At 73.0% G+C, this 13,171-nt stretch carries 16 protein-coding genes; 9 read left to right on the forward strand and 7 right to left on the reverse strand.

Features of this window, described 5'->3' with window-relative positions; translation table 11 throughout:
- Positions 1-58: 58 nt before the first annotated feature.
- The 4 genes from LGI35_RS22510 to LGI35_RS22525 form a co-directional block, all read right to left on the reverse strand.
- The gene (locus LGI35_RS22510) at positions 59-907 is read right to left on the reverse strand and encodes a PP2C family protein-serine/threonine phosphatase (protein ID WP_227295843.1); all 849 of its coding nucleotides are present in this window, start codon (positions 905-907) and stop codon (positions 59-61) included.
- A 33-nt stretch (positions 908-940) separates the two neighbouring features.
- Positions 941-1,750, reverse strand: a complete 810-nt coding sequence (locus LGI35_RS22515) for an isocitrate lyase/PEP mutase family protein (protein ID WP_227295845.1) — start codon at positions 1,748-1,750, stop codon at positions 941-943.
- 65 nt (positions 1,751-1,815) lie between these two features.
- Positions 1,816-2,142, reverse strand: coding sequence for a cupin domain-containing protein (locus LGI35_RS22520; protein WP_227295847.1), 327 nt, complete (start codon positions 2,140-2,142; stop codon positions 1,816-1,818).
- Between the two features lie 53 nt (positions 2,143-2,195).
- A complete protein-coding gene (locus tag LGI35_RS22525) occupies positions 2,196-3,092 on the reverse strand; it encodes a LysR family transcriptional regulator (protein ID WP_227295849.1) in 897 nt (298 codons plus the stop codon).
- 102 nt (positions 3,093-3,194) lie between these two features.
- On the opposite strand from LGI35_RS22525, the gene LGI35_RS22530 reads away from it, so the two are divergent.
- Entirely contained in the window at positions 3,195-3,956 is a 762-nt protein-coding gene (locus LGI35_RS22530; protein ID WP_227295851.1) for a sulfite exporter TauE/SafE family protein, read from the forward strand.
- Positions 3,957-3,973: 17 nt separating this feature from the next.
- On the opposite strand, the gene LGI35_RS22535 is transcribed toward LGI35_RS22530, so the two are convergent.
- Positions 3,974-6,592: a GNAT family N-acetyltransferase gene (locus tag LGI35_RS22535; protein WP_227295852.1), complete on the reverse strand. Its 2,619-nt coding sequence runs from the start codon at positions 6,590-6,592 to the stop codon at positions 3,974-3,976.
- Positions 6,593-6,691: 99 nt separating this feature from the next.
- Here LGI35_RS22535 and LGI35_RS22540 point away from each other — a divergent pair, with 99 nt between their 5' ends.
- The 3 genes from LGI35_RS22540 to LGI35_RS22550 all read left to right on the forward strand — a co-directional run bounded on the left by LGI35_RS22540 (position 6,692) and on the right by LGI35_RS22550 (position 7,965).
- Positions 6,692-7,285: an HhH-GPD-type base excision DNA repair protein gene (locus LGI35_RS22540; RefSeq protein WP_227295853.1), complete on the forward strand. Its 594-nt coding sequence runs from the start codon at positions 6,692-6,694 to the stop codon at positions 7,283-7,285.
- 101 nt (positions 7,286-7,386) lie between these two features.
- A complete protein-coding gene (locus LGI35_RS22545) occupies positions 7,387-7,743 on the forward strand; it encodes a hypothetical protein (RefSeq protein ID WP_227295854.1) in 357 nt (118 codons plus the stop codon).
- Positions 7,744-7,812: 69 nt separating this feature from the next.
- Complete coding sequence (locus LGI35_RS22550) at positions 7,813-7,965, forward strand: hypothetical protein (RefSeq protein ID WP_227295855.1); 153 nt, start codon at positions 7,813-7,815, stop codon at positions 7,963-7,965.
- 66 nt (positions 7,966-8,031) lie between these two features.
- On the opposite strand, the gene LGI35_RS22555 is transcribed toward LGI35_RS22550, so the two are convergent.
- Positions 8,032-9,717, reverse strand: coding sequence for a helicase HerA-like domain-containing protein (locus tag LGI35_RS22555; protein ID WP_227295856.1), 1,686 nt, complete (start codon positions 9,715-9,717; stop codon positions 8,032-8,034).
- Between the two features lie 121 nt (positions 9,718-9,838).
- On the opposite strand from LGI35_RS22555, the gene LGI35_RS22560 reads away from it, so the two are divergent.
- Together LGI35_RS22560 and LGI35_RS22565 are read left to right on the forward strand one after the other, a co-directional pair.
- Complete coding sequence (locus tag LGI35_RS22560; protein WP_003955420.1) at positions 9,839-10,135, forward strand: type II toxin-antitoxin system VapB family antitoxin; 297 nt, start codon at positions 9,839-9,841, stop codon at positions 10,133-10,135.
- Between the two features lie 101 nt (positions 10,136-10,236).
- Positions 10,237-10,881, forward strand: a complete 645-nt coding sequence (locus tag LGI35_RS22565) for a LytR C-terminal domain-containing protein (RefSeq protein WP_227295857.1) — start codon at positions 10,237-10,239, stop codon at positions 10,879-10,881.
- Positions 10,882-10,943: 62 nt separating this feature from the next.
- Here LGI35_RS22565 and upp read toward each other — a convergent pair whose 3' ends face one another.
- Complete coding sequence (gene upp, locus LGI35_RS22570; RefSeq protein WP_227295858.1) at positions 10,944-11,579, reverse strand: uracil phosphoribosyltransferase; 636 nt, start codon at positions 11,577-11,579, stop codon at positions 10,944-10,946.
- Positions 11,580-11,674: 95 nt separating this feature from the next.
- On the opposite strand from upp, the gene LGI35_RS22575 reads away from it, so the two are divergent.
- The 3 genes from LGI35_RS22575 to tadA all read left to right on the forward strand — a co-directional run bounded on the left by LGI35_RS22575 (position 11,675) and on the right by tadA (position 13,137).
- Complete coding sequence (locus LGI35_RS22575) at positions 11,675-11,869, forward strand: hypothetical protein (RefSeq protein WP_227295859.1); 195 nt, start codon at positions 11,675-11,677, stop codon at positions 11,867-11,869.
- Between the two features lie 153 nt (positions 11,870-12,022).
- The gene (locus LGI35_RS22580) at positions 12,023-12,577 is read left to right on the forward strand and encodes a tRNA adenosine deaminase-associated protein (RefSeq protein WP_227295860.1); all 555 of its coding nucleotides are present in this window, start codon (positions 12,023-12,025) and stop codon (positions 12,575-12,577) included.
- A gap of 38 nt (positions 12,578-12,615) precedes the next feature.
- Complete coding sequence (gene tadA / locus LGI35_RS22585) at positions 12,616-13,137, forward strand: tRNA adenosine(34) deaminase TadA (RefSeq protein ID WP_227295861.1); 522 nt, start codon at positions 12,616-12,618, stop codon at positions 13,135-13,137.
- Positions 13,138-13,171: the final 34 nt, after the last annotated feature.

Here is a 13,171-nt window from a genome sequence, read left to right on the forward strand (position 1 = left end):
TCACATAATCACCACCTTCCGGTGGCGGAGCGTGACACGCGCCGCCGGGGGCCTGCTGTCACCCGGGCAGGACCGCCGGTGGCGGGTCCGGTGGGGGGTCGTGGCGCAGGACGAGGACCGCGGAGTCGTCCTGGTGGCCGGTGCAGTCGGCGACCTTCATCACCGCGGCGGCCAGGTCCGCGGGTTCGGCGCCCGCCCCGGCCGCGACGACCCGGGCCACCCGCTCCAGGCCCGCCTCGATCGGGAACGAGGGACCTTCGACCACGCCGTCGGTGACCAAGACGTACGCGCCCGCCGTCGAGAGGCGGTGCCGGGTGACCGGGTAACCGGCCCCGGGCAGCATGCCCAGCGGCAGCCCGCCTTCGTCCTCCGCGATGCCGTACCGGCCGTCGACCGTGGCCCAGATGGCGGGGACGTGGCCCGCGCGGGCGGACTCCAGCACCCAGGTCGTCGGGTCGAAGCGGAGAAAGCTGCAGGTCGCGAAGAGATCGCGGTGCATCGACAGCAGCAGGTCGTTGGCCTGGGCGAGCGCCTCGCCGGGGTCCGGGGCGAAGGCGGCCACCGCACGCAGGGCGATACGGATCTGCCCCATGAAGGCGGCGGCCTCGACGTCGTGGCCCTGTACGTCCCCGATGGAGAACCCGAGGGCGCCGTCGGGGGTGGCGAAGGCGTCGTACCAGTCCCCGCCGATGTCCAGTCCGTGGCGGGCCGGCGAGTATCCGGCGGCGGTCCGCAGTCCGGGCAGGGCGGGCAGGGAGGCGGGGAGCAGCTCGCGCTGGAGGGCTTCAGCCAGTTCGACCCGCGCGTGCTGGAGTTCCGCCCCGGCGCGTGCCTGTGCGGCAAGGCGGCCGAGCCTGGTCAGCAGGTCGTCGGCGCTCTCGGACTGGCTGGGACGACGCTGCGTCATGGACCGCTCCGGATACGGAAAACCCCGGATTCATCATATTTCCGCGGCGTCCCCACCGCCGCTCAGCTCCTGGACCTCGCCGTACGTCGGCGCCGCGGGGGCTGCGACGTACCGGCCCGCCCGGACGTCGAGCGCCGCCGCGACCGCGGCGCCGAGTGCCACGCGGAACAGGAGCGAACCGAGGCTGACCCGGCGGACGCCCAGGGCGGCGAGCTCGGGGACGGTGGGGCCTGTGGGGGAGTAGAGGATGTTGAGGGGGATGCCGGACGGGCGCAGGTACGCCACGAGTTCTCGGATCGCGGCCGGGTCGGTCAGGCCGGGTACGAAGACGCCGTCGGCGCCCGCCTGCCGGTAGGCGTCGAGCCGGTGCCGGGTCTCCGGCTCCGGCGCGATCCGCGGGTCCGGGAGCCAGTACGTGTCCGTGCGGGCGTTGACGAACAGGTCCGGTACGGCCGCCTTGACCGCGGCGACCTTCGCCGCGTGGACGGGGGCCGGGGTGAGGGTGCCGTCGGCCCTGCCGTCCTCCAGGTTGATCCCCACCGCACCCGCCTGCGCCAGCTCACGGGCGAGGCCGGCGACCTCGGCCGGGTCGTCGCTGAAGCCGCCCTCCGCGTCCACGGACAGCAGGAACGCTCCCCCGCCCAGGCGGCGGGCCAGGCGCAGGGTCTCCTCGCGGGTGGCGGCGTGGCCGTCGGGGAGCCCGGCCGCGGCGGCCACGCCGAGGCTCGTCGTACCGATCGCGGCGAACCCCTGCCCGGCGAGCGCGGCGGCGGAGGCGTGGTCCCAGGCATTGGGGAGGAGGAGAGGGCCGTCGGCGTCGTGGTGCAGGGCTTTGAAGTCCATGCGGCCCACGCTAGGCGTGGAACGGTTCGGCGCCGGCCGAACCGTCCGGGGGCTGCGGGCGCCCCTCAGTCGTTGACCGCCGTCAGCAGCACCGCCGCGTCCGTGACCGCGCGCAGGCCGTGCCGTTCCTGCGGCAGTGCGTGGAGCCGCCCCTCCGTGAGCGTCACATCGCCCGAGTCCGCCGTCAGCACGACCTCGCCCCGCAGGATCTGGAGCGTCGCGGCGGGCGGCGCGTTGTGCTCCTCCAGGACCTCGCCCGCCGTCAGGGCGATCACGCTCTGGCGGAGGGTCTCCTCGCGGAGCAGGAGATGCGCGCTGCGGCCGTGGGGGGAGGTCCGGGCTGCGGCGACGTGCTTGTCGGCGAGAGCGTTCAGGTCGTACGTCGTGGTCATGCTTCCAGCGTCTCCCGGGGACCGGCCCCTCGCCACAGGCGCGCGGAGCCCCCCTACCTCCCGCAGTGCTCCGCGACCAGGTCGGCGAAGGCCCTCGCCAGCGGGGTGAGCGTGGCCCAGCGCCGGACCGCCCAGCCGACGGCGAGGGGCGGCAGGTCCGGTACGGGGACGAGGACCGGGCCGCCGGCGCGGTCCGGGTCGCGCCAGCCGGGCAGTTCGGGGACGAGGGCGTGGCCGAGGCCCAGTTCGGCGAGGTGCACGGCGGTGGCCCAGTCGGCGACGCCCGCGTCGGACCCGGCCGACCCGGTGATCCCGAGCCCGCTGAGGTGCCGGTCGAGATGGGAGCGCGACGTGGACTGTTCGGGCGGCCTGATGAGGTGGGCGGCGGCCAGGTCGTCGGGGCCGATCCGGGTCCGGCCGGCCAGCGGATCGTCGGGGCGCACCGCGAGGACCCAGGGGAGTTCGACGACGGGGCGCTGCTCGACGCCGCGTTCCGGCGCTCCGATGGTGACCCACGCGAGGTCGAGGTCGTGCGCGGCGAGCGCCTCGTAGGCGCTGTGGCTGGAGCTGACCGTCTGGAACTCCAGGCTCGCCTGGGGGTGGCGGCGCCGGAAGCCGACGATGGCCTCGGACATGAAGTGGCGCACGGTCGTCGCGCCCGTGGTGACGCGCACCGCGCCGCTCTCGCCGCGGGCCAGGTCGCGCAGGCGGCGCAGCGCGACGTCGATGCCGCCGATGCCCTCGGCGGCCGCGGTCTGCAGGATGCGCCCCGCCGGGGTCGGCAGGACACCGCGCGCGTGCCGTTCGAGGAGGCTGACGCCCACCTCCCGTTCGAGGCGGCGGATGTGCTGACTCACCGCCGACTGTGTGCAGGAGAGGTCGCGGGCGACGGCGCTGAGGCTGCCCGCCGCGCACACGGCGACGTAGACACGGAGATCGTCGAGGGTCACGGCGCCAACGTAGCCATGCGGGCCCTTCCAAGCCAGAGCTTGGGTCTTGCCAAGTAATGGCGAGGATTGACTTGGGTCTTGGGCTCCGAAACGATCTCGGACGTGGATGCACTTGAAGCAGTGGCCGTCGGAGCGGCCGGTGTCGCCGCCGGCGCGATCAACGCGGTGGTCGGCTCCGGAACGCTCATCACCTTCCCTACGCTCCTCGCGTTCGGCTATCCGCCGGTGCTCGCCAACGTGTCGAACAACATCGGCCTCGTACCGGGCGTGCTCAGCGCCGCGTACGGCTATCGGCGCGAGCTGAAGGGGCAGCGGAAGCGGCTGATCCGCTTCGGTGCGGCCTCGCTGATCGGCGGGCTCACGGGCGCGCTCCTGCTGCTGAAGCTGCCCGCCGACGCGTTCACCTCGGTGGTGCCCGTCCTCATCCTGGCCGCCTGTGTCCTCGTCGTGCTCCAGCCCCGGCTCAGCCGCTGGTCGAAGGAGCGCCAGGCCACGGCGACGCGCACCGACGGCGGCGTGCCCATGTGGCTGGGGGTGCTGGGGACGGGCGTCTACGGCGGCTACTTCGGCGCCGCGCAGGGCGTGCTGCTCATGGGCATGTTCGGCAGCTTCCTCCAGGACGACCTCCAGCGCCTCAACGCGGCGAAGAACGTCCTGGCCTCGATCGTGAACGGGGTCGCGGCGGTCATCTTCATCGCCGTCGCCGACGTCGACTGGGTGGCGGCCGCGGTGATCGCCGTCGGCTCCACGCTGGGCGGCCTGACCGGCGCGAAGTTCGGCCGCAGGCTGCCCCCGGCGGTCCTTCGCGCGGTGATCGTCGTGGTCGGCGTCACCGCCTCGGTGATCCTGCTCGTACGGGGCTGAGCCTGCGGACCGGACCGTCAGCGCTCGAGGAACGCGATCCGGGCCCGCTTCTCCGGGAGGAACACCTCCGGCAGGTCGATCTCCGGGAGCACGATCTCGGGGCCGAGTTCGAAGCCCGCGCGCTCCAGGAGCGCGACCGCCTTCGTGTTGCGCGCGTCGGGCTCGACCACGATCCGCCGCTTGCCGTGCCCTTCGAGCGCGTACGCGACGAGGACGGTCATGAGCGCTCCGGTGAAGCCGCGGACGGCTCCGCCGGCGGCCGGGGCGATCAGGAAGTGCACGCCGATGTCGCCGTCCTCGACCTCGTAGCACTCGCTGACCCGGTCGGCCTCGGGCTCGTACGTCTGGAAGAGCGCGACGGGTTCGCCGTCGAGGCGGACGAGGTGGGCGTGGTGTGTGGTGAGCGAGTCGAGGTGCTCGTACGTCTCGCGCACCTGCTCGCGGCTCGCGCCCTCCATGCCCCAGAACCGGGCGCGTTCCTCGCGCACCCAGCCATGGATCACGTCGAGGTCGGCGGCGGGGTCGACCGGGCCGACGCGGACGGTGCCGAACCCTTCGACGGTCTGCTCGTACACGGCGCTCTCGCGCATCGGGGTCTCCTTGGTGAGGCGGTTCCAGTCGGTGATCACGGGGGCCAGGCCGCCCCGCAGCCACAGGGGGAGCTGGTCGCGGCGGTGCGGGGAGCCGGGGATTCCGGAGGCGCCGAGCGGAACGACCCACCGGCTGTTCGCACGGTCGGCGACGTCCCACACGTAGCGGGCGGCCGGGCCGCGGGCGCTGAGGTCGGTGACGCCGGGGACGCTCGACGTGGACAGGACGCAGTCGTGGTCGCCGGGCAGGCCCGGAGAGACCTCGTCGCCGTCGGGCAGCGCCCGCCAGGCGGCGAGCCGGTGCCGGTCGCCCCAGGTCTCCCCGGTCGCCGCGGCACCGGCGACTTCCTCGACCGCCTCGCGGACGACCGTCTCCCGGTCGACATCCGGGAATTGATCGGTCGTCAGCAAGGTCTCCAGCGCGTACGCGATGCGCGGCGCGAGGGCCAGCCACGGCCGGAAGACCTCCGGGTACGCCTCCCCCATCCCCGTGAGCGGCGCGAACGCCGGGTGCGCGGCCAGCTTGCGTACGACCGCCGACCGCACTCGCGCGTACGCGGCGGCGTCCACGCTGCCCGCGTCCATGTGCCGGTCCCAGGCGAGCAGTCTCTTCCTCAGCGCCCCGGCATCGGGGCCGAGGCCGTCGAGGCGGGCCACGAGGTCGAGCAGCGGACGGGCGGAGGCGAGGCGGGTGTCGGTGTGGACGGCGGCCATGCCGGGCGCCGTCCACACGTCCCGCGCGTCGAGCAGCTCCCGTATGCGGTCCGCCCGGTGCGGCGGCGCGAACTCGATGCCGAGGGGCGCGGCCAGGCCCCGCTGGTTCGCCATGACCGCGACGGTGCCGACCGGCTCGCGGGGCAGCTCGCGCAGGCCGCGCCAGGCGTGCCGGGGCTCGTGGGCGGGGACGACGCGCAGCAGGTTCTCGGGGTCGCGCTCGGGCACGGCGCCCGCGACCCGGTGCAGGAGACCGCCCTCGGTGTCGGCGGCCTGGACGACGTTGACGGGCTCGGCCCAGCGGTCGAAGGCCCGGTCCACGTCGGCGACGGTGCGCGCGCGGAGCAGGGCGGGCAGCGCGGCGAACCCCAAGTCCTCGCGTACGCGCGGCGGCTGGCGCAGCGCGATGCCCTCGCCCTCGTCGGGACCGCCGATGACGACCGTCCCGCGCTCGGTCTCGACGACCTCGACCTCCTGCGGCCGCGCGCCCGCCACCTCGAAGGTCTCCACGCTGCGGAACGCGGGCCGCCACCCGTCGGGCCCGAGCGCCTCCACGCCGCCGTCCGGGAGCCGCCGCAGCCGCTCCCGGTACAGGTCCTGGTAGTCCGCCATCGCGTTGGTGATCGCCCAGGCCACGGTGCCGGTGTGGCCGAAGTGGCCGATGCCGGGCACGCCGGGGACGGCGAGGCCCACGACGTCGTACTCCGGGCAGGCGAGCCGTATCTGCTGGTAGACGCCCGGGTCCTCGATGTAGCGGTGCGGGTCGCCCGCGATCAGGGGGCCGCCGGTGGCGGTGCGGTCGCCGGTGACGAGCCAGCCGTTGCTGCCGGAGGTGCCGGGGCCGTCCGTGGCGAAGAGGCCGACGGCTCCGGGACCGATGCGGCGTACGACCTCGTCGCGCCACAGCTTGCCGGGGAAACCGGCGAAGAGGATGTGCGTGGAGAGCCAGACACCGAGGGGCGTCCAGGGCTGCCAGCGGCCCGGTTCGAGGCCGGCGCGGACGAACTCCGGCGCGGCGCCGCCGACTTCCCGCAGTCCGGCGTCGACCCCGGCCACGTACGCGTCGAGCCAGCCGCGCGTCTCCTCGTCGAGCGCGTGGTAGCAGCGCCGGGCCGTGTCGTCGATACGGGCCTGCCGGGCGAACCGGTCCCAGCCGGCGGCCTCCTGGCCGAGGAAGGCGGCGGACGTGCCCTGTGAGCGGTGCCGCTCGACCTCGATCTGCCAGGCCCGGTCGGCGGCGGCGTTGCGCCCCTGGGCGTGGGCCAGCTCCCGCACGCTGTCGGCACGGAGGTGGGGTATGCCCCACTCGTCCCGGTAGACCTCGACGCTCACGCTCTCCCCGCCCCACCTTCACGTACCTTCCAGATTAGGGCAGCCTAACCTAAGTCGGAAAGGGGTGCGCCGGGGCCCACGCCGCGCGATCATCGACACATGGACGTCACTCTTCACCTCGCCCAGGAGCCGGACGCCGACGCACTCCTCGGCCGGAGCCCGCTGGCCGCGCTCGTCGGCATGCTGCTCGACCAGCAGGTCCCCATGGAGTGGGCGTTCGCGGGCCCGCACACGATCGCCCAGCGCCTCGGCGCCGACGATCTCGACGCGCACGAGATCGCCTCGTACGACCCCGAGGCCTTCGCCGAGCTGCTGTCCACGAAGCCGGCCGTGCACCGCTACCCCGGCTCCATGGCCAAGCGGATCCAGCAGCTGTGCCAGTACCTCGTCGAGCACTACGACGGGGACGCGAGCGCCGTCTGGGAAGGCGTCAAGGACGGCAGGGAACTGCTCAAGCGCCTCAACGACCTGCCCGGGTTCGGCACGCAGAAGGCCCAGATCTTCCTGGCCCTGCTCGGCAAGCAGCTCGGGGTGCGCCCCAAGGGCTGGCGCGAGGCCGCGGGCGCGTACGGCGAGGCGAAGTCCTTCCGGTCGGTCGCGGACATCACGGGACCCGACTCGCTCACGAAGGTGCGGGCGCACAAGCAGGAGATGAAGGCGGCGGCGAAGGCGGCCAAGGCCGCAGGGAAGTAGGACCCGCGACGCGTCAGCACACGCCGCGTCCCGTAGCCCATGAGGGCGGATCTCGTCTGCATTGATCGTTTCCGGGGCGCCGCCGGGGGACATTGACGTCGATGAGCACGCACGCCTCCCCCACGGGCGCGGGCCGCCGCACCGCGCGCCGGCCCGCGTGGGCCCGGGCGCTGCTCGTCCTCGTCGCGCTCCTCGGCATGGCGTCCGCGTCCGCCGTCCCGTGCGCCGCGGCCGCGCCCGCGCACGCCGCGTCCACCCCCACCGAACCCGGCGAGCTCCACCAGGACGCCCCCGACACCGCGCTGCGCCTGCCGACGGCGCACGCGACGCGACTCCCCGCCGAACGCGCCACCCCCGTGCCCCGCGCGCGCCCTTCCGCGCCACCCGCGCGCCCCCGCGCGCCCCGCGCCACCCTCAACTCCCTGAACGTCCTGCGCTGCGTCGTCCTGCGCTGCTGACAGCACGGCTCCGCCCTCCCGGCGGACCGAGCCTGCTCACCCCCCACGCACGACAAGGACGACATCTTCATGCCCATCGACCCTTACGCGGTCCTGCGCGCCCTCCTGCGCGCCGAAGCGGTACGCGACGGACACGCCGTGCATCCCCCGCACGAGACCCCGAACCCCGAGCAACCGACCGACGACAAGGCCCAGGACACGGACCCCCAGGACCGCGCCTGACCTCTCACGGCGATGGTCCCGGCCCCGCACCCGCGGGTCCGGGACCATCCGTGAGGCGTGAGGCCCCTACCTCCGCCGCGTCCCGAAGAGCGAGCGCGAGATCTCCCGCCCCAGCTGCGTACCGACCGACCGGGCGAGCGACTTGAAGATCCCGCTGCCCACCACCTGTTCCACGACCGACTCGTCCTCCTTGGACTTCCCGCGTCCCCCGGCCCCCCGCGCCGCCGCCTTCTCGGCCTTCGCCGCCTGAGCGGCCTGGGCCTCGGCGTCCTTGCGCGCCCGCGTCTCGGCCTCCTGGGCCGTCAGCTTCTCGTACGCGGACTCACGGTCGACGGCGTTCGCGTAGCGCGGGTAGAGGACCGACTCCTTCACCGCCCGGTCGAGCGCGGCCGCGTCGATGGGCCCCATCAGCGACTCGGGCGCCCGCAGCCGGGTCGCGGCGACCGGCGTCGGCGCGCCCTTCTCGCTCAGCACGGTGACCACGGCCTCGCCCGTACCGAGCGAGGTCAGCAACTCCTCCAGGTCGTAAGCCGAGTGGGGGAACGTTCTGACCGTCGCCTTCAGCGCCTTCTGGTCGTCGGGTGTGAAGGCGCGCAGCGCGTGCTGGACGCGGTTGCCGAGCTGGGCGAGGACGTCGGACGGCACGTCCTTCGGCGTCTGCGTCACGAAGAACACGCCCACGCCCTTGGACCGGATCAGCCGCACCGTCTGCGTGATCGCCTCCAGGAACGCCTTGGACGCGCCGCTGAAGAGCAGATGCGCCTCGTCGAAGAAGAAGACCAGCTTCGGCTTCTCCACATCGCCGACCTCGGGAAGGTCCTGGAAGAGATCCGCGAGCAGCCACATCAGGAACGTCGAGAAAAGGTGCGGCTTGTCCTGCACGGCGGGCAGTTCGAGTACGGAGACCAGGCCGCGTCCGTCCGGGGCCGTGCGCAGCAGCTCACTGCTGTCGAACTCGGGCTCGCCGAAGAAGTCGCCCATGCCCTGCTGCTCGAACGCGGTCAGCGCGCGCAGGATCACCCCCGCCGTCGTGGTGGAGAGCCCACCGATGGTCTTCAGCTCCTGCTTGCCCTCGTCGGAGGTGAGGAAGGTGACGACCGCGCGCAGGTCCTTGAGGTCGACGAGTTCGAGGCCCTTCTGGTCCGCGTAGTGGAAGATCAGGCCGAGCGACTGCTCCTGCGTCTGGTTGAGCTGGAGGCACTTGGAGAGCAGGACCGGGCCGAAGCCGGTGATGGTGGCCCGCAGAGGGATGCCGGGGCCGATGCCACCGAGCGCGTAGAACTCGCTCGGACAGCCGGTCGCCCGCCACTCCTGACCGACCTCGGCCGACCGCTGCGTCACCCTGTGGCCCGGCTCGCCCGGGGCGGAGATGCCGGAGACATCGCCTTTGATGTCGGCGAGGAAGACGGGGACGCCCTGCGCGGCCAGCTGCTCGGCGATGAGCTGGAGCGTCTTGGTCTTGCCGGTGCCGGTGGCGCCCGCGACGAGGCCGTGCCGGTTGAGCATCCCCAGCGGAATCCGGATCTGCGCGTCCGGCAGGCACTGCCCGTCCCACACGAGGGCGCCGAGATCGAGCGCGGGCCCGGTGAAGGCGTACCCGGAGGCGATCTCCAGGGCGGGGGCGGGAAGGGCGGCGGCGGTCGAGACGGTTTCGGGAGCGGTGGTTCCGGGCGTCAACCCGGCGCCCGCGTCTACCCCTGAAGAAGGCCCCGCATTCGCCGGCGCAGCCGGGATCGGCTCACTGTCACTCATTTCTGGCCCCTGTCCCCGGATTGAGTGTTCCCGGTTTGCCCCTGTTTAGGACGTCATTTCCCAGGCTCGCACTCCGTCTCCATGGCTGCGCCCGGAGAGCCGGGCCCGGTAGGCTTTCCGTGTGATCTTCAAGCGCATCGGAAACGGCCGGCCGTACCCCGACCACGGCCGGGAAAGCACCCGGCAGTGGGCGGACGTCGCGCCGCGCCCGGTCCGCCTCGATCAGCTCGTGACGACCAAGGGCCAGCTCGACCTCGAGACGCTCCTCGCCGAGGACTCGACGTTCTACGGCGACCTCTTCGCGCACGTCGTGAAGTGGCAGGGCGATCTCTACCTCGAGGACGGCCTGCACCGCGCCGTGCGCGCCGCGCTCCAGCAGCGCCAGGTGCTGCACGCCCGCGTCCTGGAACTGGGCTGAGCGGCGGGCCGCGGGCTCGCGTTGACCCGTTCGGGTAGTACCTGGCGCGGGCCAATGATCATTTAGTAGGAATCACCGCCGCAGCGCACTACGCTGCGCCCATGAGCATGCTCACTCCCCCCGGCATGGGCGGCAAGTACCGCATCACGGGAGACAAATATCCGCGTATGCGCCGGAGCCGCGGGCGCAGCAGGATCGTGCTCGCCGTCGTCGCCTCCGTCGTGGCGGTCGGCCTGATCGGCTGGGGCACTCTGCAGCTGATCGACGTCTTCACCGGCGGCGGCGACAGGGCCTCGGCCGCGGGCGCCACCGGCGACTGCCGGACGAAGACCTCCGCGTCGCCCTCCGCGAGCCCGAAGATCCTGCCGAAGCCCGGCCAGGTCACGGTCAACGTCTTCAACGCCACGCCCCGCAGCGGTCTCGCCAAGCAGACGGCGGACGAACTGAAGAAACGTGGCTTCACCATCGGCGACGTGGGCAACGCGACGAAGGCCTACGACAAGAAGGTCAAGGGCCCCGGGCTGCTGCTCGGCGCCAAGGACGCCACCGACGCCGCGCTGCCGGTCCTCGGCACGCAGCTCTCCGGCGCCGAGCTGAAGACCGACACCCGGGCCAAGCCGGCCGAGGTCGACCTGATCATCGGCACCGCGTTCAAGCAGCTCACGACGAAGGCGGACGCCGACAAGGCCCTGGCCGCGCTGGCCAAGCCCTCACCGGCGTCCGCCACGTCGAAGAAGCACTGCTGAACTGCTGAACCGAACTGCTGGATCGAACGGCCGAGATCCCGTGAGGGTCCCGTGCGGGGTGGCTACTCGGCCGCCCCGTACATCCGGTCGCCCGCGTCGCCGAGGCCCGGGACGATGTACCCGTTCTCGTTGAGCCGCTCGTCGACCGAGGCCGTCACGACCGTCACCGGCGTGCCGGCGAGCTCGCGCTCCATGATCTCCACGCCCTCGGGGGCGGCGAGCAGCACCACGGCCGTCACGTCGTCCGCGCCGCGCTTGATCAGCTCCTGGATCGCCGCGACGAGCGTGCCGCCGGTGGCCAGCATCGGGTCGAGGACGTAGACCTGGCGCCCGGACAGGTCGTCCGGCATGCGCGTCGCGTACGTGGACGCCTGGAGCGTCTCCTCGTCGCGCACCATGCCGAGGAAGCCCACCTCGGCGGTCGGCAGCAGCCGCACCATGCCGTCGAGCATGCCGAGACCGGCCCGCAGGATCGGCACGACCAGGGGCCGCGGGTAGGAGAGCTTCACGCCGGTCGTGCGCGAGACCGGGGTCTCGATGTCGACCTGCTCGGTGCGCACGTCCCTGGTGGCCTCGTACGCGAGCAGGGTGACCAGCTCGTCGGCGAGGCGCCGGAAGGTCGGGGAGTCGGTGCGCTTGTCGCGCAGCGTGGTGAGTTTGTGCGCCACCAGCGGGTGGTCGACGACGTGGATCCGCATGTCCTCAACAGTAACCGGGTCCGGGCCGCCCCCGTGCTGGCATCAAACCCGCCATCGGAGGGAACGTGGAAATCGCGGACTGGGGTGGTGTGCCTATGCCGGACGAGGGACAGAACGACCGGGGACAGGACCCGGAGCGGGAGGGGACCGAGGACGAGCGCCTGCGGCGCCGCGCCCAGTTCCTGCGGGAACTCCGGGAGGCACGCGAGCTGCGTGACCGGGTCCGCCCACGCCGTGCCAGGGCGGCACGAATGCGGCAGCAGATGCGCATGCGCACGTTCCGCTGGTGACGCCGCGCGAACACAGCGGGCGGAAGACCTCTCCTGAAGCGATGGTTTCTGCCACGATTCCGATTGGGCGGGGCTCGGAACTGCACACCCCGCCTCCCGAGTCCGCCGGGGGGAACTCCAACCGGCACACCTGAGACCAGTGGGAGAGTCACGGTGTACTTCGCCGCACTGCTCGCGCGCACCGAAGACGGGTGGGAAGCGAGCGATACAGAGCTCGACGACGTGGAGGCCCTGTCGGATCTGACCGACCTGGCCCGTGAAGCCTCGGCCGGCGCTGCCGAGGACGACACAGTGCTCGTCTTCATCGAACAGGAGGACGCCTGGTTCGGCGTCGTCCGTGTGGACGGCGAGGAGGATCCTCGTATCTACGTCTCCGACGCGGCCGCGGCCGCCCGGAGTTCGTACGGCGAGATCCTGCTCACCGACGAACTGCTCGGAAAGGATCCCGACCAGGACGAGCTGGACGCCCTGGACCTCGACGGGACCGAGGACGGCGAGCCCGACCCGGCCGACGAGGACGAGGACGGGGACGACGACGCGGCGGGCGCCGCCGCCGAGGCCGTGCCCCCGGGCCCGATCGGGGACCGGCTGATCCTCGCCGACCTCGGAGTCTCCGAGAAGGAGCTCCTCGCCCTCGACACCAACGACGCCCTCAGCGAGATCGCCGAGGTCCTGGGAGCGGCGGAGGTCCTCGAAACGGTCCGATAGGTCCCGCCCGTCCATCATCTGTCCATTCCTCCACGACGATGCCGGTGCCGGCCGCGGTCGGCTACATTCCGCCCGTGAGCACCACAGAGCAGGCACCGGACCCCGTACGCGCCCCCTGGCGGCAGGCCATGCGCCTCGCCGTCCGGGAGGCGCGGCTCGCCGCCGAGGGCGGTGACGTCCCCGTGGGGGCCGTCGTGCTCGCTCCGGACGGCACGACCGTGCTCGCCTCGGGACACAACGAGCGCGAGGCGACCGGGGACCCGACCGCACACGCGGAGGTGCTCGCGATCCGACGGGCGGCCGCGGCGCTCGGGGAGTGGCGGCTCACGGGGTGCACGCTCGTCGTGACCCTGGAGCCGTGCACGATGTGCGCGGGTGCCCTCGTGCAGTCCCGGGTCGACCGGGTCGTCTACGGGGCGCGCGACGAGAAGGCCGGGGCGGCCGGGTCCCTGTGGGACGTCGTCCGCGACCGGCGCCTCAACCACCGCCCCGAAGTGATCGGGGGCGTGCTCGCGGACGAGTGCGCCCAGGAGCTCACGTCCTTCTTCCGGGACCGCTGACCGGGCCCCCGGAACGCCCTGGGAGCGGGTCTGT

It is taken from the genome of Streptomyces longhuiensis (genome assembly GCF_020616555.1).
Lineage (GTDB): Bacteria > Actinomycetota > Actinomycetes > Streptomycetales > Streptomycetaceae > Streptomyces > Streptomyces longhuiensis.